At 73.9% G+C, this 20651-nt stretch carries 21 protein-coding genes; 3 read left to right on the forward strand and 18 right to left on the reverse strand.

Annotation, left to right across the window (positions count from 1 at the left end):
• Positions 1–102: 102 nt before the first annotated feature.
• From ACZ7OU_RS32200 to ACZ7OU_RS32285, 18 genes are all read right to left on the reverse strand, one after another.
• Complete coding sequence (locus ACZ7OU_RS32200) at positions 103–2916, reverse strand: type 2 lanthipeptide synthetase LanM family protein (RefSeq protein ID WP_470258101.1); 2814 nt, start codon at positions 2914–2916, stop codon at positions 103–105.
• An 84-nt stretch (positions 2917–3000) separates the two neighbouring features.
• Positions 3001–3195: a DUF6229 family protein gene (locus ACZ7OU_RS32205; protein WP_470244204.1), complete on the reverse strand. Its 195-nt coding sequence runs from the start codon at positions 3193–3195 to the stop codon at positions 3001–3003.
• A 191-nt stretch (positions 3196–3386) separates the two neighbouring features.
• Positions 3387–4037 carry a hypothetical protein gene (locus ACZ7OU_RS32210; protein ID WP_470258102.1) on the reverse strand — a complete coding sequence of 217 codons (651 nt, stop codon included), beginning with the start codon at positions 4035–4037 and terminating at the stop codon, positions 3387–3389.
• Between the two features lie 80 nt (positions 4038–4117).
• Positions 4118–5236 (reverse strand): epoxide hydrolase family protein, encoded by a 1119-nt coding sequence (locus ACZ7OU_RS32215; RefSeq protein ID WP_470258103.1) that lies wholly within the window; start codon positions 5234–5236, stop codon positions 4118–4120.
• 18 nt (positions 5237–5254) lie between these two features.
• Positions 5255–6232 carry an ornithine cyclodeaminase family protein gene (locus ACZ7OU_RS32220; RefSeq protein WP_470258104.1) on the reverse strand — a complete coding sequence of 326 codons (978 nt, stop codon included), beginning with the start codon at positions 6230–6232 and terminating at the stop codon, positions 5255–5257.
• Positions 6229–6933 carry a 2OG-Fe(II) oxygenase family protein gene (locus ACZ7OU_RS32225; RefSeq protein WP_470258105.1) on the reverse strand — a complete coding sequence of 235 codons (705 nt, stop codon included), beginning with the start codon at positions 6931–6933 and terminating at the stop codon, positions 6229–6231. The genes ACZ7OU_RS32220 and ACZ7OU_RS32225 overlap by 4 nt, the downstream gene beginning before the upstream one ends.
• 27 nt (positions 6934–6960) lie before the next feature.
• The gene (locus ACZ7OU_RS32230) at positions 6961–7653 is read right to left on the reverse strand and encodes a thioesterase II family protein (RefSeq protein WP_470258106.1); all 693 of its coding nucleotides are present in this window, start codon (positions 7651–7653) and stop codon (positions 6961–6963) included.
• Positions 7654–7664: 11 nt separating this feature from the next.
• On the reverse strand, positions 7665–9032 hold the full coding sequence (locus ACZ7OU_RS32235) for a class I adenylate-forming enzyme family protein (protein WP_470258107.1): 1368 nt from the start codon (positions 9030–9032) through the stop codon (positions 7665–7667).
• On the reverse strand, positions 9029–9493 hold the full coding sequence (locus ACZ7OU_RS32240) for a hypothetical protein (protein WP_470258108.1): 465 nt from the start codon (positions 9491–9493) through the stop codon (positions 9029–9031). Before ACZ7OU_RS32240 ends, ACZ7OU_RS32235 begins: the two co-directional genes overlap by 4 nt.
• Positions 9486–10598, reverse strand: a complete 1113-nt coding sequence (locus ACZ7OU_RS32245; protein WP_470258109.1) for a beta-ketoacyl-[acyl-carrier-protein] synthase family protein — start codon at positions 10596–10598, stop codon at positions 9486–9488. Before ACZ7OU_RS32245 ends, ACZ7OU_RS32240 begins: the two co-directional genes overlap by 8 nt.
• The gene (locus ACZ7OU_RS32250) at positions 10595–11827 is read right to left on the reverse strand and encodes a beta-ketoacyl [acyl carrier protein] synthase domain-containing protein (protein WP_470244213.1); all 1233 of its coding nucleotides are present in this window, start codon (positions 11825–11827) and stop codon (positions 10595–10597) included. Before ACZ7OU_RS32250 ends, ACZ7OU_RS32245 begins: the two co-directional genes overlap by 4 nt.
• A complete protein-coding gene (locus ACZ7OU_RS32255; protein WP_470258110.1) occupies positions 11824–13089 on the reverse strand; it encodes an MFS transporter in 1266 nt (421 codons plus the stop codon). The genes ACZ7OU_RS32250 and ACZ7OU_RS32255 overlap by 4 nt, the downstream gene beginning before the upstream one ends.
• Positions 13086–13343, reverse strand: a complete 258-nt coding sequence (locus tag ACZ7OU_RS32260) for an acyl carrier protein (protein WP_470244215.1) — start codon at positions 13341–13343, stop codon at positions 13086–13088. The genes ACZ7OU_RS32255 and ACZ7OU_RS32260 overlap by 4 nt, the downstream gene beginning before the upstream one ends.
• Entirely contained in the window at positions 13340–15712 is a 2373-nt protein-coding gene (locus ACZ7OU_RS32265) for a non-ribosomal peptide synthetase (RefSeq protein ID WP_470258111.1), read from the reverse strand. The genes ACZ7OU_RS32260 and ACZ7OU_RS32265 overlap by 4 nt, the downstream gene beginning before the upstream one ends.
• Positions 15713–15732: 20 nt before the next feature.
• Positions 15733–16440, reverse strand: a complete 708-nt coding sequence (locus ACZ7OU_RS32270) for a thioesterase II family protein (RefSeq protein WP_470258112.1) — start codon at positions 16438–16440, stop codon at positions 15733–15735.
• Between the two features lie 10 nt (positions 16441–16450).
• Positions 16451–17683, reverse strand: coding sequence for an ATP-grasp domain-containing protein (locus tag ACZ7OU_RS32275; protein WP_470258113.1), 1233 nt, complete (start codon positions 17681–17683; stop codon positions 16451–16453).
• The gene (locus tag ACZ7OU_RS32280; RefSeq protein WP_470258114.1) at positions 17680–18237 is read right to left on the reverse strand and encodes a GNAT family N-acetyltransferase; all 558 of its coding nucleotides are present in this window, start codon (positions 18235–18237) and stop codon (positions 17680–17682) included. Before ACZ7OU_RS32280 ends, ACZ7OU_RS32275 begins: the two co-directional genes overlap by 4 nt.
• The gene (locus ACZ7OU_RS32285; protein ID WP_470258115.1) at positions 18234–19073 is read right to left on the reverse strand and encodes a hypothetical protein; all 840 of its coding nucleotides are present in this window, start codon (positions 19071–19073) and stop codon (positions 18234–18236) included. Before ACZ7OU_RS32285 ends, ACZ7OU_RS32280 begins: the two co-directional genes overlap by 4 nt.
• Before the next feature lie 12 nt (positions 19074–19085).
• On the opposite strand from ACZ7OU_RS32285, the gene ACZ7OU_RS32290 reads away from it, so the two are divergent.
• From ACZ7OU_RS32290 to ACZ7OU_RS32300, 3 genes are read left to right on the forward strand one after another with little or no spacing between them, the layout of a single operon-like run.
• The gene (locus ACZ7OU_RS32290; protein WP_470258116.1) at positions 19086–19496 is read left to right on the forward strand and encodes an MbtH family protein; all 411 of its coding nucleotides are present in this window, start codon (positions 19086–19088) and stop codon (positions 19494–19496) included.
• Entirely contained in the window at positions 19493–20371 is an 879-nt protein-coding gene (locus ACZ7OU_RS32295; RefSeq protein WP_470258117.1) for a ketopantoate reductase family protein, read from the forward strand. Before ACZ7OU_RS32290 ends, ACZ7OU_RS32295 begins: the two co-directional genes overlap by 4 nt.
• Before the next feature lie 11 nt (positions 20372–20382).
• Positions 20383–20646, forward strand: a complete 264-nt coding sequence (locus tag ACZ7OU_RS32300; protein ID WP_470244223.1) for an acyl carrier protein — start codon at positions 20383–20385, stop codon at positions 20644–20646.
• Positions 20647–20651: the final 5 nt, after the last annotated feature.

Consider the following 20651-nt stretch of genomic DNA (forward strand, 5'->3'; position numbering starts at 1 on the left):
GAACCGGCGGCGCCGCCAGATACTCCCGATCACCTTCCTCAAGGTGCCGACGGGTGGTGGGCGAGTTGTCGATCGTGGGCCGGCAAGGAACCCAGGGCGACGTCAATCCAGCAGGAGCGGCGAAGGCAGGTCCTGCTCCGGGTGCATCCTCAGCAACCCGTGTACCACGCCGGCCAGGCCTGACATCAGGCTCGGGGAAAACGCCTCCCGGGCCAGGCCGCCGACCGGGCCGCGTTGCTCGAGGCTCGTCAGCAGCTCCGCGTCGATCTCGTCGCGGTCCGGGCCGTTCCACGACGGGTCGGCCAGCCGGATCGCGTCCAGCATCTCCCACAGTCCGATGTCGCCGTGGCACAGGGTGTGGCTCCAGCCGAAGCCCTCCGCCGCACTTGCGTGGGCGGCTCGGACCGCCATCTCGAGCCGGCGGGGGTCGCCTGTGCGGTGGTGGAGGTCGAGCATCGCCAGGCCGATGCCGGCGCTGCCGTGGCACCAGCTGGTGAAGAAGTCGTCCTCGCTGCCGATCCGGGCGTCGAACCAGTTGCCCGCTTCCGGCCGGTAGAGCCATTCCTGGTACTCGAACGCCCGCTCGGCCAGCTCCCGCCACGTGTCCCGTTCCGCCGGGGTGCCGGCGTCGCTGAGGGCGAGCCGCGTCAGGGTCCAGCCGATCCCTGTCGCGCCGTGGGCGAAGCCGCCGATGCCCTCGGGGTTGAGCCGGGTGGGCCAACGGGCTCCGTGGTCTTCGTGCACGGCCAGCTCCACCAGCCGGTTCCCCACCGCCGCGGCCACCGGCAGCCACTCCGGCCGCCCGGTCGCGGCCAGATCCAGCAGCGGGACTCCCGCGCCCGCGACGCCGTTGAGCAGGTCCACCTCGCGGTCCTCGGCGATCATGCGCCCGTCGGAGAACTGCCCGGCGCGCTCGGCGGCCCGGTCGAGCAGCCAGTCCCAGCCCAGCACGCGGTGCAGCGCCAGCCACGTCCACACCTGGGACGCCGCCCCGCTGAACGCCCCGGCCGACGGCGTCTCGGTCAGCTCCTCGACGCTCTTCAGCACCCGCAGCGCGCCGTCGAAGCACTCCTGCACGCCCCTGACCTCGTCGGCGCGCCCGGCGCGGACCTCGGCCAGGTACTCGGCGAGGGTGAGCACCACGCCGCCCTGGCCGGTGTAGAGGTCGGCGGGCAGGACCCGGATCGACCAGCCCGCCGGGGTGAACACCGGGCTGACCCAGGTGAACGTGCCGTCCGCGCCGCGCACCGCGCCGTCGCACAGCTGCCGGACCAGCCCCGCGGCCAGTGCCCGGCGCCGGCGCTCGCGGTCCCGGCAGTGCGGGTCACGGGCCGGGTACTGACGGCGCGAGGGCAGCGTCCGCTCGTTGAGGTAGGCCCCGACGAGCGCGTCCTGGATGATCGCCTCCTCGAACGGCAGGTCCGCGCCGCGCCAGTCCGCCACCGACGTCTCGATCGCCGCGCGGTCGACCTCGAAGCTGAACAACGGGACGTCGCCGGCCTGCAGGTCGGCGATCTCCGCGTCGATCGTCGCGAGGTCCTGCGGCGCACCGTGCAGGACCTTCGCGTTGCGGAGCAGGATGTCCCGCCCGCGCTCGATCGCGGCCGCCTCGTCGTGCAGCGACGCCGGGTGCCACAGCATCCGGCCGATGTCGACGTAGGCCTGCGTCGGCCGCAGGATCCGGCGGGCCTCGACGCCCTCGAAGTGGCGCAGCAGGTGGTGCGCGTCCCCGCCGGGGCGGGTGTCGAGGCGGTGCAGGTGCGCGGTCATCTCGCGGAAGCCCTCGAGCACGCGGTCCCAGTGGGCGTGCAGCACCGCGGTCGGGCTCGGGTGGTTCCCGGCGGTGGGCATCTCGACCAGGTCGACCTCCAGGCGCGCGGCGGCCGTGCCCGCGGCGGCGATGACCGGCGCCGGGATGCGGGGCTGTTGCCCGGGCAGCGCGCCGATTCCGGAGATGTCGACGCCGCCGAGCGCGTACCCCGTGCCGCGCACCGGGAGCAGCCCGGTGCGCAGGACCGTCCGGCGGATCGCGGCGGTCGCGACGTCCACGGCGTCGCCCTGACCGCTGGCCGGGAACTCCGCGGGCGCGTCGAACAGCGTCTCGGCGTCCACGATGACCGGCACCGGACCCGCGGCGATCATGTTCTCCGCGTGCATGTCGGTGCCGCCGCACAGCCGCAGGATCGCCAGCCAGTGCCCGAGGTTGCGGTAGAAGACGCCCAGCTCGCGCTCGTCCGCGCAGTAACGGGGCTCGACGAACTCCGCCCACCCGTAGCCGTCGCGCAGCAGCACCGAGGGCACCCGGATCCGCTCGACGAGCGGCGGAGCGGCGGGAAAGTCCTCGTAGGCGTCGTCGATCAAGGCCGCGAGCGCGACGTCGATCGCCGAGTTCCGCGGCTTGTACATGATGGTCCCGCCGCCGACGTCGACCCGGCTGACCGTCAGGCCGCCCCGGTGCGTGTCGCCGCGTCCGAACGTGACCGCCCGCAGTGGCCCGCGCAGCGCGTCGGCGAACAGCGGGCGGTCCGCGGCCAGCCGGGCGGCGAACCCGGCGACGGCGGCCACGGACAACCGCGCCACCTGCCCGATCCGCCGTGGAAGGACCGGATAACGCCCCTCGATGCTCGTCAGGTAGCCGTCCCGCATCGCGTCTTCGACGTACTGCGCCCAGATCGCGGACTCGTCCCCGCCGGCCAGCCGACGCGCGTGCAGTTCGATGAGGAACACGCGCGACACCTTCGCGTGCAGCGAATAGACCAGCGCGTCACTCCCGGCCGCCAGCACCACTTCGCGCTCGTCCGGTGTCAAGCCGGGAATCGCGTCGAGTTCCTCGGCGAGTTCGGCCCGCCACGGCCGCGCGAGACAGCGGACGGGGCCGCCGAACGCGAGGGTTTCGCTTTCCACTGAATCGAGCACCGTCCGCCTCCGCCTGTTCCGACCCGGGCGCGCCCGCCCTCCCGGAAACCGGGAGAAGCGGGCACGTTTCGAGCAATGACCGCGTCAGCAGCACCAGCTGCCGTGCGAGCCACTCGGGCTGGAACAGAAGGCGTACAGCATGTCGGTCGGGTCGACCAGCGCGGCCTCGGCGGCGTTCCCGCCGACGTACAGGGGACCGGCGGGGTTCGCCAGGCCGTGCGCCGATTCCGAACCCGACAGCCACCCTTCCAAAACGGCAGCAGAATCAACAGTCCGCATGGCGGAACCTCCCAGTAGCCGAAGGATCTGAACACAACCAGCGGAGTGTAGGCAGCCCGCCGCGCCCACATCGACGACCATTCGGGCGCAACCAAGGTGGCCCCGAAGAATCCGACTAAAGTTGGTTTTCACCGGTTTCCGGAATTTGATCTAGCAGGTGCCGAGAATCGGAATCGGTGCAGTTCTGATGATCATTTCACCGGCAGGTAGGCGGCGACATCGGCGAGCGCGGCCAAGGTCGCGCCGTCGACGTGGCCGGTCGCGGTGTCGGCCTCGGCGACGACCATGCCGTAGCCGTCGGGCCGGGACCGGTAGTGCAGCCCGGTCATCCGCACCCCGGCGATCCCCAGGACGGCCGCGATCTCCAGCGGCCGGACGTCACCGCTGTCCTGCACGGCCTCGACCTTCTCGAAGTCCGCGGCCTGCTTCTTGGAGCGGAACCCGACCCGGACCACCGAGACGACCGCCGCGTTGCCGTGCCCGTCCCCGACGGCCAGCAGCATCCGGTCCAGTCCTGTGCAGGGGGTCTTGACCAGGAACTCCCGGACCCGGCCCGAGGCGGCCGCGACGCAGTCGCCTTCGCGCTCCAGCCGCCGGACCTCGCGCTTGAGCTCCTTGAACTTCAGCCGGCTCCACGCTTCCTTGGACTTCCCGCGCTTCGCCGACTCGCGCGCCTCGGCGTTGCGGGTCTTGAGCGAGCGGCCCGGCAGCGAGTCGACGACATCGCCGGCGCTGTTCCCGGCCAGCGCCTCCGACGCGGCCCCGCCCGCCGCACCACCGGAGGCCCCGATGCCGCCGGCTCCCCCGGCGATCGCCAGCCCGGCCACCGCCGCGACGACCACACCCGTGGTCCGGATGATGTCGGTGAGGACCTCGATGACAGCGCCGTCGCGCGCCGGGTCGGCTCCTCCCGTCGATGGCCCTACGAACGGTAGGGGCGGAAGAACTCCCGCAGCTCCCGCGCGTAGATCTCCGGTTCCTCGAACGCCGCGAAGTGCCCACCGCGCTCCGGCTCGGTCGCGCGGACCGTGTTCGCCGACCGCTCGAGCCAGGCCTTCGGCGGACGGACGATGTCGCCCTGGAAGAGGGCGAACCCGGACGGCACCTCCACCCGGCGGGCCAGCTGGGCCGGTGGGATCGCCGCGTTCGCGCGGTACATCCGCATCGACGAGCCGATCGTCTCGGTCAGCCAGTAGAGCGTGATGTTCGTCAGGATCTCGTCCTGCGTGAAGCGGAAACCATCGCTCCAGGACTGCAGCTTCTCGACGATCCACGCCGCCAGGCCCGCCGGTGAGTCGTTCAGCGCGGCCGCCGCCGTCTGGGGCTTCGTGCGGTGCATCGCCGCGTACGCGCCTTCGGCCGCGCCCCACGTTGTCACCTCCGCCATCCAGGCGCGCTCCTCCGGGGTCAGGTCCGCCGGGTCGCCGGTGAAGATCGGGAGGCCCGCGTCGGTGCGGTGGACCGCCACCACCCGGTCGGGGTGGTCGAGCGCCAGGTAGCGGCTGACGTGGCTGCCGAGGTCACCGCCCGCCGCGCCGAAGCGCGGGTGGCCGAGCTTCGTCATCAGCTCGGCCCACAGCCCGGCGACGGCGATCGAGTCCAGCGGCGTCGCCGGGCGCGAGGAGTACCCGAAGCCGGGGATGTCGGGGACGATCACGTCGAAGGCGTCGGCCGGGTCGGCGCCGTGCGCGCCGGGATCGGTCAGCAGCGGGATCACCTTGGTGTAGCGCCAGAACGAGTCCGGCCAGCCGTGCGTGAGCACCAGCGGGAGCGCCGGGCCGCCCGCCGCTCGGACGTGCGCGTAGTGGATGTCGTGGCCGCCGACCGACGTCGTGAACCGCGGGATCGCGTTGAGCTCGGCTTCGCGGGCGGGCCAGTCGAAGCCGTCCGCCCAGTACGCGACGAGCTCACGCAGGTAGTCGACGTCGGCGCCGGCCGACCAGCCGGCGTCCTCGGGCGCGTCCGGCCAGCGGGTCGCGCGCAGCCGGGTGCGGAGGTCTTCGAGTACCGCCGGGGCGGTCCGCGGGGCGAAAGTCTCCATGGGACGAACCTAACGGAGTCAGTACTCGACCCGGGTCCCGCCGCCGGTTTCCGCCGCCCTCGCGTGGATGAAGCGTGCCGCCGCCAGGTCCTGGACCGCCACGCCCACCGACTCGAACACCGTGATCTCGTCCTCGGACCGGCGGCCGGGGGCCCGGCCGAGCAGGACGTCGCCCAGCGGTGTCAGGTCCTCCGGTCCGATCGCGCCTTCGCGCGCGGCGAACAGGTAGTCGCCCGCTTCGTGCGTCGCCGACTCGACCGAGTCCACGAACACCCGCGCGCCGGCCATCGTCGCCGTGTCCACCTCGCGGGTGTGCGGGACGCACGAGCCGACCGCGTTGACGTGCGTGCCCGGGCGCAGCCATTCCCGCCGCAGCAACGGCGCCACCGCGTTGGTCGCCGTCACCACGATGTCGGCCGCGCGGACGGCCTCCTCCGGAGACGCGGCCACGTCCACCGGCACTGCCAACGAGGCCGACAGCGACGCGCAGACCTGCCGAGCTCGTACGGCGTCGCGGGCCACGACCCGCACCCGGTTCAACGGACGGACCGCCGCGAGGGTGCGGATGTGGGCCGCACCCTGGACGCCGATGCCGAACACCGTCAGGTCCGCTGCGTCCGGGCGGGCGAGTGCCTCGGTCGCCACCGCGGTCACCGCCGGGGTGCGCAGCTCGGTCAGCACCGACGCGTTCAGCAGCGCCAGCGCCTCCCCGGTCTCGCCGCTGAACAGCAGCATCGCACCCTGGTGGGCGTCGAGGCCGAGCGCGGTGTTGCCCTCGAACAGGCAGACGATCTTCACGCCGTAGCCCGCTGCCGCGGTGTAGGCCGGCATCATCGCCAGCAGGCCCGCGGCACCCTCCGGGGCGACGACCGGACGCAGCGGCTGGTGCGCCTCGCCGCGCGCGAGCGCCATCAGGGCCTCGCGCATCGGCGCGAGGCTTTCCTTCGGCGGGAACGCCGCGCGGACGTCGGCGCCGGAGAGCACCAGCAGCGTCATCGCGTGCCGAACAGCTGGTCGTCCAGGCCCGCCGGGCGCACGGCCTCGGGGATCGACCGCGTGTAGTAGTTCATCGTGACGACCGCGCGCAGGGCGTCGTCGGTGCGCAGTGGCTGGACGTAGTGCGGGTGGAAACGGGCGTCGAAGAAGAACAGCTGGCCGCGGCGCGGGAGGATGACCGCCGCGTCTTCGTCCACTTCGGACACGTCGCGGGCGTGGCGGTTGCGGGAGACGACCAGGCCGCCGCCGGTCTCCTCGGTGCAGTCGGTCAGGTACAGCAGGCCCTCCATCGGGTTGCTGTCGACGTGGCACGGGTAGCGCATGGTGATGCCGCGCTGCACGTTCAGGCTCAGCGCGCGGTTGGCGGTGCTGGTCAGCTCCAGCGGCTCGTCGATCAGCCGCTCGCCCAGCTGCCGGAACCAGCCGGTGTAGAGCTCGTTCACCCACGGCGCCTGCTCGACGAGCACCTCGCCGTCGACCGACTCCAGCGGGATGATCGCGTCGGGCGTCTCGCGGGCGGTGGTCATGGTCGGGCGGAAGCTCCGCCGGTCCGCCTGCCGGGCCGCCACGTCCAGCAGCTCTTCGGCCCAGCCGGTGGGCAGGGCGCTGCCGACGTCGTAGATGTGCCAGTGGAACGGTAGGTCCCGCGGCGGGGTCCAGTCCGCGAACCGGCCCGGGATGTGGTCGATCGTGGCCGACATGGTGCCTCCTTGTGGTCGGGAACGTCCTCAGTGGACGCTCAGGTGCGCCCGCAGGCGCTCGGCCACCGCGGGCGGCCGCTCGAACGGGAAGTCGTGGCCGCCGGGGAAGGCGGCCGCCTCGAACCGGGCGCCGGTGTAGCGGGCCCACTCCTCGACGGCGGTCCCGGGCGCGGTGGGGTCGGCGCGGCCGTACCAGGCGAACAGGTCGACCGGCAGCGGCTCGACGGGCCCCGGTTCGTAGCCCGCCACGAGCGCCAGGTCCGCCCGCAGGGTCGGCACGAACAGGCCCCGCATCGGCGACTGCAGGGCGACCGGGTCGAGGAAACCGAGAGCGACGAGCCCGCCGAGGAAGTCGTCGTCGCTAGCGGTGACGAGCCGGTTGAACTCGGCGGCCGAGATCAGGTGCGGGGGCCGGACCCCGGCGAGGACGACGAACTCCGGGCGCGGCAGCGCGTCCGTCGCGCAGATCCGGCGTGCCATCTCGTAGGCGAGCAGGCCGCCCATGCTGTGCCCGGCCAGCGCGTAGCGGCCCTCACGCGGGATCCGTTCGACGAGCTTCGCGGCCGTCCCGGTGAGCGTCGGCGCCGGGGTTTCGCGCGCCGCCTTGCCGCGTCCCGGCAGGTCGAGCGCGCGGACGGTGATCTCCGGGGCCAGTGCCGCGGCCCACGGGCGGTAGGCACGGGCCGAGCCGCCGGCCCCGGGTACGCAGAGCAACTCCATGGCCTTCTCCCCTACTTGTGCAGGCTGCCGGCCGCGACCGGGTGCACGGTCAGCTCGCCGGGGCGTTCGTTGGCCGTCAGCAGCGGGTACAGCGTCCGCCGGACGTCCTTTTCGGACAGGGACCGGGACTCGTCGACGTAGATCGCGAGGCCGAGGGCACCGGCGTTCTCGTCGCCGGGCGGGGTGACGACCGCGCGCAGGACACCGTCGAGCGACTCGGCCGCCTTGCGCACCGACGAGAGGGACACCTTGTCGCCGCGCACGATCGCGAAGTCGGACAGGCGCCCGGTGAGCCACAGGTAGCCGTCGTCGTCGAGGCGGCCGACGTCGCCGGTGGCGATCGTGTCCGGCCCGACGAGCTTCCCCCGGGACACGCCGCCTTCGACCCCGACCTTGGCCCGGTACACGGTGTCGGCGGTGACGAGCACCTCCTGCTCGGCCGGGCCACGACCGGCGTCGCGCACGCTCAGCGCGACGCCGTCGAGCGGGGTGCCGGCCGAGGCGAACCGGCCCGGCGGCTCGCGGTGCGCGGCCAGCGTCGACACCCGCGGCCCGGCTTCGGTCAGCCCGTAGGTCAGGTACAGCTCGAGGTCCGGGTTCGCGGCCAGCAGCGCGGCGGTGCGGGCCGGGGCGAGCGCGTGGCCGCCGACGCCGAGGGCCCGCAGGCCGGGCGGCAGCCGGCCGCCGTCGGCCAGCAGGTCGGCGACGAGCAGCGGGGTCAGCGCGGACGCGGTGACGTCGTGGGCGGCGACGACGTCGCGGTAGCCGGCCGGGGTGAACGGCGGGCCGGTGACGACCAGGGACGCGCCGGTGACGAGCCCGGCCAGCACCTGCGCGACCAGCGCGTAGGAGTAGTGCATCGGTAGCGTGATCAGCATCCGGTCGGCGGCGGTCAGGCCGATGGCGCGGGCGTGCCGGGCGGCGTTGCGCCGCAGCGCGGTGACGTCGTGCAGGCAGCCGGTGGCCATCCCGGACGTGCCGGAGGTGAGCAGGACGGCCTGCCCGGGCCGGTGGGTCCGGTGCGGGCCCTCGGCCAGGCGGGTGACGGTCACCTGGTCGGTCTCGCCGGTGCCGATCCCGGCCGGGCGGACGAGGGCCGCGGCGCCGAGCCGCCGGGCGGTGGCGCGCAGCCGCGTCGCCGGGGTCGACGCGGCGAGCAGCGTCGGCACCAGCCCGGCGAGGACGAGGGCGAAGAAGACGCGGATCAGCCGGGTGCCGTTGGGCAGCGCGACCAGCACGACCGAGCCGGGGGCCAGGCCGGCCGCGGCGAACCGGGCGGCGAGCTCGCCGACGCCCGGGCAGCCTTCGGTGGCGCCGGGCCAGGTCGTCCGGGCGAGCAGGTCCTCGACCTCCCGCTCGGTCACCGCGGTGCCGTTCACGCCGCCTCCAGGAGTTCGCAGGTTCCGCGGTGGGTGCCCGAGCGCTCGACCTGGTGGGTCACCAGCAGCACCGCCGGTGCCGCGCCGGTCAGCCAGCGGGCGGCGAGCACCCGCGCGACGGGCAGCCCGTCGGCCGGGGGCATCGTCAGCAGCAGGCTCGGCCCGTGCAGGCCGTAGCGCAGGCAGCTCAGCCCGACGAGCGTCCCGGGGCTGGCCGCGACGAACCGCAGCGGCGAGATCGCCTTCTTGGCGACGTCGTCGGCGACCCGGCGCAGGGTGTCGCCGGTGGCGTATTCGCTGACCCCGAGGACGCCGACCTGCTCGTGGGGGCCCGGCCAGTCGCGCAGGACCGCACCCACGAGGTCGCACACCAGCCAGGCGGACGCGTCGGCGTAGCGGACCGGAGCGCCGGGCGGCCGCGGCGCGTCCGGGGCACGGGTCGCGGTGACCGGCTCAGGCATCGTCCCCCCGTTCGACCAGCAGGCAGGTGTTGAACCCCCCGAAACCGAGGGTCAGGCTGATGCCGAACCCGCCGGTGAACCGGCGCGGCGCGTCCCGGGCGACGGGCAGGCGCAGCTCCGGCATCGGCCGGACCAGGCCCAGCACCGGCGGCACCGTCCGGTCGCGCAGGGCCAGCTGCAGCGTGATGGCCTCGATGACGCCGGTCGCGCCGAGCGAGTGCCCCAGCGCGCCCTTGGTCGCGAACACCACCGGCGGCCGCGGCACCTGGCCGAACAGTCCCGACAGGCAGGTGGCTTCGGCCTGGTCGTTCAGGACGGTCGCGGTGCCGTGGGCGTTCACCACCGCGACGTCAGCCAAGTCCAGCCCGGCGACGTCGACGCACCGCCGGACGGCCCGCGCGGCGGCCTCACCGTCGGGTTTCGGCGCGGTCATGCCGTCCGCGTCGTTGGTGGAACCCCAGCCCCGCAGGTACCCGTGCACCCGGGCGCCGCGGCGCCGGGCCGAGTCGGTCCGTTCGAGGACGACGTAGCCCGCGCCGTCGCCGGGCAGCATCCCGGACCGGTCGGCGTCGAACGCGCGGTGCGTCGTCGGGGACAGCGTGCCCAGCAGCGAATGCCCGAGCCGCTTGCCTTCGGTCAGCAGGTCCACGCCCCCGGCGACGGCGATGTCCGCGTACCCGGCTTCCAGCAGGTCCGCCGCCACGGCGATCGCGTCGGCACCCGACGAGCACGCCGTCGACAGCGACACCGGCGGCCGGGTCAGCCCGAGCCGTTTGCCCACTTCGGCGGCCCAGTCGTGCAGCGAACCGGGGTCCGCGTCGTCGATGTGCGGGCCCAGGCTGGTGCCGAGCACCAGCACCGGATCGGTGTCCCCGGCCCGCAGCCCGGCGTCGCTCAGCGCCGCTTCGGCCGTGACGGTCGCCAACTCGACGTGTCGTTCCCGGGCGCTTCCTTCGGTGGGCCCGTCCGGCAGCGGGCCCGCGACGAAGCTGCGGAACTTGTTCGTCCCGGGCACCACGCGCAGCCCGGTCCGCCCGGCGAGCAGGGCCTGCCAGACTTCCTCGCGGCCGGCGCCCAGCGAGGTGTGCCAGGCGGTTCCGGTCACGGAGAGCACGGGACCTGCTCGACGATCGCGAACGCGTTGGTGCCCCCGATCCCCGCCGACATCACCCCGGCGCGGCGCGGCCCGTCGGGCGTCCACGCGCGCCCCTCGGGGACGATGGAGAACCGGTCGCCGCCGGCGGTCAGCTCCTCGATCGGGTCGGCGGTGTTCGGGGTGGCGGGCAGGAAGCCGTGCTCGACGGTGAACGCCGTCTTGATCAGCGCGGCGAGCCCGGCCGCGGTGTCGGTGTGCCCGATGCTCGCCTTCACCGAGCCGACGGCGAGGGGCTGGCCGGCGGAGCCGAGGGCCTCGGTCAGCGCTGTGGCTTCGATCTCGTCGTTCATCGGGATGCCGACGCCGTGCGCTTCGACGTACCCGAGGTCCGCGCCGGTCAGCCCGGCGCCGGCCAGTGCCTTGGCGACGACCCGGATCTTGCCTTCGACGCCGGGGATGGTGAACCCGGCCTTCTGCCTGCCGTCGTTGTCGACGGCGCTCGAGCGGATCACCGCGTGGATCGGGTCGCCGTCGGCGAGGGCGTCGTCGAGCCGGCGCAGCAGCACCGCGCCGACGCCGTCGCCGGGGACCGTGCCGGTGGACGCGCGGTCGAACGGGCGGCACACGCCTTCGCTGGAGTAGATGCCGTTGGGCGTGTACTCGTAGCTGCCGTCGGTGTCCATCACCGCGACCCCGCCCGCGAGCGCGTAGTCGCACGCGCCCAGCCGCAGGCTCTGGCAGGCCAGGTGCACCACGACCAGCCCGGTCGCGCACGAGGAGTCGATCATGATGCTTTCGGCCCGCAGGTCGTGGAAGTACGAGAAGTGCGGGCCGGCGAACGTGGCGTCCCTGTCCACAGTGGACTCGAACGTGCCGCGCTCGACGTGCTTGGTGCGGGCCACCCCGGCGTAGACCGCGGTCGACGGGCCGATGTCCGAGAGCCGCACGCCGGCGTCCTCGGCCGCGGCCCAGAACGCCTCGTAGAGCATGCCGTGCTGCGGGTCGCGCTCGGCCGTCTCGCTCGTGTAGCCGACCAGCCCGGCGTCGTAGAGGTTGCGGTCGGGGATGAAGCCCCACGCCGGGATGTCGCGCGGCCCGTCACCCGGCGGCACCGGCCCGCCGCGGGTGAAGCGGTCGCGCCCGGCCCGCAGGTTGTCCCAGAACTGCGCGGCGCTCGCGGCCCCGGCGTACCGGCAGCCCATGCCGATGATCGCGATCGCGTCGGATCCTTCGCTCATGCCGCGGCCTCCACTTCGTCGATGATCTCCGGCTCCGCCCCCGCGACGGGCAACGACCGGCGCAGGCCCAGCACCAGCAGGGTCGCGACGACGCTCAGGACGATCATCACGCCGACGAACGCGGCACCGGACCCGAACGGCAGCAGGGCCCCGGCCAGTGCCGGCCCGATGACGGCACTCGTCGACAGCGTGATCGAGAACAGCGCGTTCGCCCGGCCGCGCAGCTCTTCGCCCACGGCGTTGTTCAGCAGCGTCGTGAGCAGCGGGACGACCAGGGACTCCCCGATCGACAGCAGGATCACCGCGACCGTGGCGAGCACCAGCGCCGTCATCCCGGTGTGGCCGCCGGCCAGCAGCACGAACACCCAGCAGGCCGCGAACATCACGCCGCTGGCCGCGACCAGCAGTGTCCGCGAGAACCGCTCCAGGTGCGGCATCACCACGAACTGCACCACGGCGCAGAGGATGATGTTGACGGCGAAGGCGAACGACAGCCCGCTCGCGGTGATGGCGCCGGTCTGGGTCAGGTAGCCGGGCAGCCCGGCGCGGAACTGGCCGAAGGACACCAGCGCGGACAGCAGCAGGACGGCCAGCAGGGCGAGCAGGCTCGGTGAGCGCAGCACGGCCCGGTAGCTGCCGCGGACGGCGCCGGTGCTCGCGGCGTGGTGCACGCGGTTCGGCAGGGCCCGCACGGTCGCCACGGCCATCACGAAGAACGTCGCCGCGTCGATCGAGTACATCAGGAAGTACCGGCCGACCGGGCTGAGGAAGGCCAGCGCGGCGAACACCCCGCCGAGGATCACGCCGATCCCCATCGCGACGTTCAGCACGCCGTAGTCCGCCGAGTACGCGGTTTCGCGCTGGTCCGGGCTGGTGGTCGCACCGTAGGCCGCGCGCACGGCCGTGCCGACCCCGCTGATGCCGAACCCGAACACGATCGCGGCGGCGACGGCGATCCAGGCCTGCCCGGCGAAGGCGAACAGCAGCGTGCCGACGCCGGCGTTGACGTTGGCCAGCGGCACGACGACGTTGTAGGGCAGCCGGTCCAGCAGCGCGCCGTAGGCCAGGCCGCCGAACACCGCCGAGAACGCCTGCACGGCCAGGGTCGCCGCGGGTACCCAGGTGGGCAGGTGCCGGACCTCGGTGAGGTAGATCCAGAGGAACGGCATCACCATCCCGGCGCCGAGCGCGCTGACGCCGTTGGTGAAGATCAGCAGCCGCGCCGCCCGGGGCAGCGCGGCGATCCGGCTCAGGCCCTTCATGCCGCGTTCGCCTCGAGCCGGGCGGCGACCGCCCCGGCCAGTGCGGCGACCGTCTGGTGGTCGAACAGCATCCGGACCGGCAGCCGGGTGCCGACCTCCCGGCCGAGTGCCGCCATGATCCGCGTCGCGCCGAGGGAGTTGCCGCCGATGGAGAAGTAGAAGTCGTCGTCGGTGAACCGGTCGTGGCCCAGCACGCGGGCCCAGTTCCGGCGGACGAGGGCGGTGAGGTCGGGCTGCGGGTGCGGTGTGGTCACGGCTGCGCTTCCTTCTGCTGTGCGGGTTCTCCGGCGAGGTGGGCGGCGAGCAGGCGCGGGGTGGGGTGGCCGTAGAGGTCGCGGATCCCGACCGTCAGGCCGGCGCGGCGCAGGGCGGCGAGGGTCTTGGCGGCCAGCAGCGAGTTCCCGCCGCTGTCGAAGAAGTGGTCGTCCGGTCCGATCGTGGCGCCCAGCACCGAGCGCCACGCGGTCAGCACGACGTCGGCGTCCTCGTCGGGCTCGGCTGCCGCGGTGCCGCCGAGGACCGGTTCGGGCAGGGCGGACTCGTCGAGCTTTCCGTTGACAGTCAAGGGAAGCGCGGGCACGGCGGTGAACGTCGAGGGGACCATGTAGTCGGGCAGCAGGGCGGCCGCCCGGGTCCGCAGGCCGGCCAGGTCGGCGCCGGCTGCGACGACGTAGGCGTCCAAGCGGGCTTCGGCGGTGCCCGGGGCGGCCAGCACGACCGCCGCCGCGACGACGTCCGGTTCGGCCAGCAGGACCTTGCGGATCTCGTCGAGCTCGATCCGGTAGCCGCGCAGTTTGACCTGGCTGTCGAGCCGGCCCAGGTGCTCCAGGCGCCCGTCGGGCAGCAGCCGGCCGAGGTCGCCGCTGAGGTAACGCCGCCGTCCGGTGCCCGGGTCGGGGACGAACCGGTCCGCGGTGAGCTCCGGGCGGCCGAGGTAGCCGTGGGCGAGCCCGGCGCCGCCGACCGCGATCTCCCCGGGCACGCCCGGGGGCAGCCGGCGGCCGCGCGCGTCGACCACGCGGACCTCCCAGCCGGGGATCGCCCGGCCGACCGACCGCGACCCGGCGAGGGCGTCGGCTCGCGTGACGGTCTGGGCGGTGACGTGCACCGTCGTTTCGGTGATGCCGAACATGTTCACCAGCCGGCAGCGCGTCTCCGGGTAGCGGTCGAACCACGGCAGCAGCGCGAAGGCGTCCAGCGGTTCGCCGCCGAAGACCACCAGCCGCAGCGGGAGGTCGTCGAACCGCCGTCGCTGCGTCTCGATCACCTGCGCGAAGCTCGAGGGCGTCTGGTTGAGGACGGTGACGCGCTCGTCGCGCAGCAGCGCGGCGAAGTCGTCCGGCGAGCGGCGGGTCCACTCCGGCACGACGACGACGCGGCCGCCGGTGAGCAGGGGGCCCCAGATCTCCCAGACGGAGAAGTCGAAGGCCACCGAGTGGAACCACGTCCAGACGTCGGTGTCGGCGAGCCCGAAGTCGGCCGCGGTGCCGGAGACGAGGTCCACGACGTTGCGGTGCGGGACGACGACGCCCTTGGGCCGTCCGGTCGAGCCGGAGGTGTAGATGACGTAGGCGGGGTCGTCGGGTCCGGCGAGCCCGGCCGGGACCTCGCCGTCGGCGGGCAGCTCGGCCGCGAGCTCGTCGGTGACCACCAGCGCGAGCCCGGCGTCCTCGGCGATGTAGGTGCGCCGCCGCTCGGGGTAGGCGGGGTCGAGCGGGACGTACACCGCGCCGGCCCGCAGCACGCCGAGCAGCAGCGCGACGAGGCCGGCGCCGCGCTCGTGGACGATCCCGACCCGGTCGCCGGGCCGGATCCCGCGGGCCCGCAGGCCGGCGGCGAAGCGTTCGGCTCGCGCGGCGAGTTCGGCGTAGGTGAAGGAGCGGTCGTCGCCCGACACCGCCGGCGCCGCACCGCGCCGGGCGGCCTGCTCGGCGAAGACTTCGGTGATGGTGCGGGGTTGTCCGGTGGTCGCCGGCTGCGGCTCGGGGCCGGCGTCGAAGGCGATGTCGGCGAGCGGCCGGTCCTGGTCACCGTCGCGCAGTTCGCCGAGCACGGCGGTGAGCTGCTGTGCGAGCTGGATCGCGGCCCACTCCGCGACACCGTTCTCAGTGAACCCGGCGATGGCGCGGCCGCCGGTGACCCGCACGGTCAGCGCGTCGCCCACGGTGACGACCTCGGGTACGGCGCCGGTCGCGACCTGCTTGCGGAACACCCCGACCGGCTGGTCCTCGTCGACCGTGGCACCGGGCGTGTACCGGCTGAGCACCAGGCTGAGCGCGGCGAGCACGTCGGCGGGTGCGGCCGGGCCGAGGTCCACAGTGGACTGTTCCGATGGTCCGGCCAGGTGCGCCGGCAGCTCCGCGGTCCGCGGGCTTTCCAGCACCGCGCGGGCCAGCTCCTCGGCGTCCGGCCCGGTCGCGACCAGCTCACGGACGCCGTCGGCATACGACAGCACGACGAGCCCGGCGGTCCCGCGGGCCAGTTCGCGCTCCCGCCACCGCGCGCCTTCCGCGGCGGGGCACGGCACCGGCTCGAACCGCAGAGCGGTGCCCAGCGCGACGGCGCGGGCGCGCACGGTCCCGTCGCCGAGCCCGGCGGGCACCGGGCGCAGAACGTTCGGCACGGCTTCTCCTCCCACCCGTTTCAGCAGCTCACGGCCAGTTCGCGCGCCATGAGCGCCACCAGCGGCCGCCACTGCTCGACCAGGTACATGTGCCCGCCCGGGATCTCGGGGGTCGTGCACCCGGCCGACGTCACCTCGGCCCAGCGCGCGGCCGCCGCGGCGGACACGAGTTCGTCGTCCGAGCCGCGGACCGAGACGATCGGGAACGCGACCGGCTCCGGGAGCTCCGGGCGGTGGGTCTCGTCGACCGCGATGTCGGCGCGCAGCCCGGGGAGCAGCAGCTCACGCAGGTCCGGGTCGTCCATCGCGGGGTGCCGGTAGCCGGCCAGTTCCGCGACGGCGACCACGAACTCGTCGTCGGGCAGCCCGGCGATCGGCGCCGGACGCTCGACGCCGGGACGTTCCGCGCCGCTGGCGAAGAGCGTCAGTTCCACTTCCGGCCGCATCCGGGCCACCAGCCGGGCGACCTCGTAGGCGACCCGGGCGCCGAACGAGTGGCCGAAGACGCCGACCCGTCCGGCGGTGCCGGCCTCGCGCAGGACGTCGTCGGCGATCGCGTCGAGCAGGCCGGTCATGGTGGTCGCGGGCGGCTCGGCGAACCGCCGCTCCTTGCCGGGCAGCTCGACCGCGACGAACCGCAGCGCCGAGGCCGCTTCGCCCCACGACTGGAAGAAGCTCGGTCCCGCCCCCGCGGGTGGGAAGCACAGCACGGGTACGCCGCTCGTCATCGTCGTCCCCTCACTCGAACCGGTTGCCCTCGGCGACGACCGCGGACGCGGCCGCCCAGGCGTCGCGGAACGCGGCCGGGGTCTCGCCCTCGATCCACACGTTCTGCAGGCGCCCGTGCAGGCCGGTGCGGTAGTCGAGCGCGTCGCCGACCGCCCGGCGGGGGTCGACCCGCCACACCCCGGGCACCTTCAGCAGCTCGGCGGGATCGGCGAGCGCGGTGAGCCGGCGGGCGGTCGGCGGGAACTGGGTGAAGATGCAGGCCGCGTAGCCGGTGGTGACCAGCGGGCGCCGTTCGGCCTTGCCCACGGCCACTTCCAGGGCCAGCCGCACCGGGTTGAGGTCACTGACGCGCGGCACGAACGAGGACAGGAACCCGCCGAGGCGGCCGTTGACCTCGATCAGCCGCGGCCCGGTGGCGGTCTGCTTGAACTCCATGTGCGCGAGCCCGCTGGTGACGCCCAGCGCGGTCAGGATCCGCCCGGCCCGCTCGGTGGCGAGCTGCTGGGTGTCCCACGGCAGCAGCGACGGGCCGCCCATGCCGCTGTCGCGCAGCGGCGGGAGCAGCGGGAACCGGTCGGAGATCCAGAACGGCCAGTGCTCGCCTTCGCCCAGGGTGGCCATCTCGACCGAGAAGACGTCGCCGAGCCAGTCCCCCGCCGGGTGCGGGACGCCGATCAGCCGTTCCTCCAGCAGCCACCGCTGCGTGCCCGCCTTGCGGGCGGCGCCGGCCAGTGCCGCGCGCAAGGCGGTCTCGTCGTCGACGGGGAAGATGTTGAAGCTTCCGTTGCCCAGCACCGGTTTGAGCACGGCGGGGAAGCCGACGGCGGCGATCGCGGCGACCAGCCCGGCTTCGTCGGTGAACGCCGCCGCGCGCACGCCGAGACCGGTATCGGCGAGGATCGCGCGCTGGACGTCCTTGCGCGTCACCGCTTCCGCGGTCGCCTCGCTGTGGTAGGGCAGGCCCAGGCGGGCCGCGACCGCGGCGACGAGCGGGATCCACTCGTCCTCCATGGTCAGCACGCCCTCGATGTCGAGGGCGGCCAGCTGCGCGGCGATCGTGGCGGGGTCCGACCCGGCCGCGTCGAGGACCTCGGCCAGGTCGGCGAGGCCCTCCCGCTCGTCCGCGGTCCACGGCTGCGGGCCCGCGTTGACCACGACCAGCTCGCACCAGTCCGCGGCCGCGTCGAGCAGGTCCGGCAGTGCGGACGCGTCGGCCGATTCGAACACCGCCACCTTGGTCATGAGCCAGGCTCCCGCCGTCTCGCGTACTCGCGGGTTTCGCCGTCCGTGCCGACGAACGCGAACCCGGTCTTCTCCAGCACCCGCCGCGACGGCAGGTGACCCTCGTCGGTCTCGGCACGCACGGCCGTGACGCCGGGCTGCTCGAACGTCCACGCCAGCAGCGCCTCGACGGCCTCGGTCGCCAGCCCGCGGCCGCGGAACGGCTCGATCAGGCCGTAGCCGATCTCGACCGCACCGGCGGCGTCGGGCGCGGAGTGGAACCCGACGTCGCCGACGGCGAGCCCGGACTCGCGGTCCACGACCTGGTAGAGGCCGAACCCCGGGCGGTAGGCGTCCGCGGTGACCATCCGCAGCACCAGCTTCGCGCCGCCGACGGTGCCGTCGAAGGGGTAGCCCGGCGCCCACGCCCAGCGCTCCCCGGCCGGTTCGCCGGCGAGGATCGCGCGGATCTCGCCGAACGGGACCTCCCGCAGCGTGGCCCGCGGCGTCGGCAGGACCGTCAGCGGCGGTCCGGCGGGCGCGGTCGTGGCGGGGTGTTTCGTTTCCTGCGTCATGCCGCCTCTTCGTCGGGGATCCCCGCGCTCATCGCGCGGTAGACCGCGGTGTTCTGCAACCACAGCTTGGGGAACAGCGGGCGCACGGCGAGCCGCTCCAGGTCCGAGATGGACTTTCCGCGCATGCTCCGCGGGCGGTCGGTGTCCTCGTCCGCTTCGTCGGCGGCGCGGGGCTGGCCCCCGAGCATCTGCCAGACGAGGTTGAGGTGGACCTGCTTCCATTCGAGGACCTGGGTGTCGAAGCGCTGCATGCCGATCATGACGTCGGCGAGCTGCGCGACGCGCCCGGCGGCACGGGAGTCCGGGTGGGTCGCCTCGACCAGGTCGGCCGGGGTCATCCCGGCGCCGGCGGTGGCTTCCTCGAAGGCGGCCCACACGGCGTGCGCGGCGCGGCGGACGTTGCGCGAGCCGGGCGAGGCGAGCCCGGAGGCCGCCCCGGCGAGGTCGTCACGCATGCGCAGGAACGAGACCTGGGTGAGGGAGTTGCCCATGACGCGCAGGCATTCGACGGTGAGCGACGCGGTGTCGGCGCACCGCACGAGCAGCCGTCCGGCGGCGGTCGCGTCACCCCGGCCGAGGGCCTCGGTCAGGTCGCACAGGCTGTGGTGCACGGCGACCCAGCAGTACTCGGTCAGCAGGTGCACGATCTGGAAGAAGCGGTGGTCGGAGTGGAGCAGCTCGTCCTCGGGAATGAGGGCCGAGAGCGCGGTCGTGAGCCTGATCTCGGCCTCGTAGCCGCTGCCGCGGTCGAATTCGTACCGAAGCCGCGGATTCGTTTGGGACGGATTCAGCGTCCGCACCTCGCGGTCGCCGTCCTCGCCTGCCGACCCTGCCACGAAGGAACCCCCATGCGAAATTCGACGGCGAATGCCTTGGTTCACAAGGTGGCAGTCCACTGTCGAGCACGGCAACAGAAACCAGATGTGGTTCAGATCACAGCATTCCAGAATACGTTTTCCGACACGCCGCCCGCCTTCCGTGAATGCGCAGGAATGGAGAAGGTCGGGTGCCCGGAGTCGCTAACGTCGAATTCGGCAACGGTGGCGTGCGGAGTGGGGGCGGAAGTGCCGGAAGACGACGGTGCGACGCATGTCGCCGTGGTGAACGACGAAGAGCAGCACTCGGTCTGGCCGGCCGGGCTCGCCCTGCCGGCCGGCTGGCGCGCCGCCGGGTTCGCCGGCACCGAGGAAGCCTGCCTCGACCACATCGCCGGTACCTGGCGCGACATCGCGCCCCGCTCGGTCCGCCGGTCCGCATGAGCCGGCACGCGGTGCTCGGCGGCGGCGGGGTCGGGCTCGCCCTCGCCGCCGCACTGGCCCGCGGCGGCGAAACCGTCACCCTCCTGCTGCGGGCCGCCGCGCTCCCCCGGTATCCCGGCACCGTGACCGTGCACCACGGGATCCGCGAAAGTTTCACCGCCGCGGTCCCGGCCGCGGCCACGTTGACCGAGCCCGCCGACGTCCTGTGGATCTGCGTCAAGCACCCCGACCTCGCCGAGGCCCTCACAAGCGTCGCGGCCGAACCCGGCGTCGTCGTCCCGCTGCTCAACGGGCTCGGGCACCTGCCGGCGCTGCGGGCGCGGTTCGGCGACCGGGTGGTCGCGGGCGCGATCCGGATCGAAGCCGCCCGGACCGGCCCCGGCGAGGTCCGGCAGGAGTCGCTGTTCACCGAGATCGAGCTGGCCGGCCCGCCCGGCGTCGTCTCGGCGGCGCTGGCCGCGGCCGGGATTGGCTGCACCGACGGCGGGACCGCGGCCGACGTCCTGTGGCGCAAGCTCGCGCTCCTCGCCCCGCTCGCCCTCGCCACGACGTGCGCCGCCGGTCCGCTCGAGCGGGTCCGCGCCGACGACGACCTGACCCGGCTGATGCTCGCCTGCGCGGAGGAAGCCGTCGCGGTGGGCCGGGCCGAAGGCGCCCGCCTCGACCGCGGCCGCGTGCTGCGCGCCTTGACCCGCGCGCCCGGCCGGACCCGCACGTCGCTGCAGCGGGACACCGAGCGCGGCACGGCGGGCGAACTCGACGCGATCGCCGGTCCGATCCACGCGGCCGGCCGCCGGCGCGGTATCCCGACCCCGGCCACCGACCGGCTCGCGCACCAGGCGGGCACGCTCCTGCCCGCCGGAACCCGAGAGTGAGGCAAGCGCCCATGTCGCCGAAGACCAGCCTGGAGAACACGCTGCGCGAGATTCTGGTCGCCGACCTGTACGTCGACGTCCCGGCCGACGGCATCCACGCCGAGGACAGCCTGCAGGAAACCCTCGGGCTCGACTCCCTCGGGTTCATCGAGCTGCGCGCCCGGTGCGAGCAGCAGTTCGGCGTGGCCATCTCCGACACCGACTTCACGCCGCTGAACTTCCGGTCCATCAGCACGATCGCCGACTTCGTCGTGCGGCGCCAGGCCGGCAACTGACCTCC

This window comes from Amycolatopsis sp. NPDC114505 (assembly GCF_055633615.1).